Genomic DNA, 896 nt, shown 5'->3' with positions numbered 1-896 from the left:
CCCCCCCCCCCCCCCCCCCCCCCCCCCCCGGGGGGCTTTGTCAGCCGTTAAAACGTCACTGTCTCGGCTCGATGATGTCCAACGCCCGATTCGCCAACAACTCACTGAGCTCGATCATCTGCTGGATACCGAACGCGAAATGCCGGTTCGAACCTTCCAGATTGAAGGCCAGGTCGCTGAGCATGGCGTTGGCAGAGGCAAGGGTTTCGCTGAGGTTGGCCAGTACACACTCGGCGTCAGCGCTTTGCACGACGGAGAACAACTGGTCTTTGGCTTCTGGTTTTGGGTCGAGATGGGAGTTGCGGGCGCGCTCGGCGGCTTCATCGAGATTTTGCGGATTGTCTTCAGTGTTGGCTGACGAGGGGTTTGTTTCTGGGGGGTTGGGCGTGGCTTTGAACATGGTGCAGTTCCTTTTTTCCGTAGGGGAACCGCCATCTCCCGTTTCCAGGCGAGAGGGTGGCAGCTATGCGCGGGCTGGAAAACCGGAGTAAAGGAGCAAAACCCGGCAGACTCGAAAGTCTCCCGCGCACAGCCGCCATAACGCAGAACTGCACACGCAAAAAAAGCGCTGCAGTATCTCATGTGGTGCGCTGAAGCGTCCTTACTATCGGGTTTCCAGGCCCGGCCGCTGAATTTTGCAGCGACGGGAAAAGACTAGCGACACCCCTTCCCACCCGGCAACCGCCAGCACTCGTCGGAAAAATCCGCTTGCGTCAGAAAAGTCTTTCGACCGCTCCCACAACCCTGGCAGGCTGCCGCCCGCCATCGCGAGCAAGCTCGCTCCCACACGAACCCGTGGTCATTATGATTTTTCCGGCACAGCAAAAATCCCCCTGTGGGCGAGCCTGCTCGCGAAAGCGGTGGGTCAGCTAGCATCGGCATTGAATGTGCCGCCG

The 896-nt window shown here is 59.7% G+C and carries 1 protein-coding gene; it reads right to left on the bottom strand.

The window, feature by feature from the left end:
• Positions 1–55 precede the first annotated feature (55 nt).
• Entirely contained in the window at positions 56–400 is a 345-nt protein-coding gene (locus ACE04F_RS01825; RefSeq protein ID WP_486104331.1) for a DUF6124 family protein, read from the bottom strand.
• Between the last annotated feature and the right edge of the window lie 496 nt (positions 401–896).

This window comes from Pseudomonas sp. AGC41 (assembly GCF_057334555.1).
This window is presented reverse-complemented; position numbering and strand designations above follow the sequence as displayed.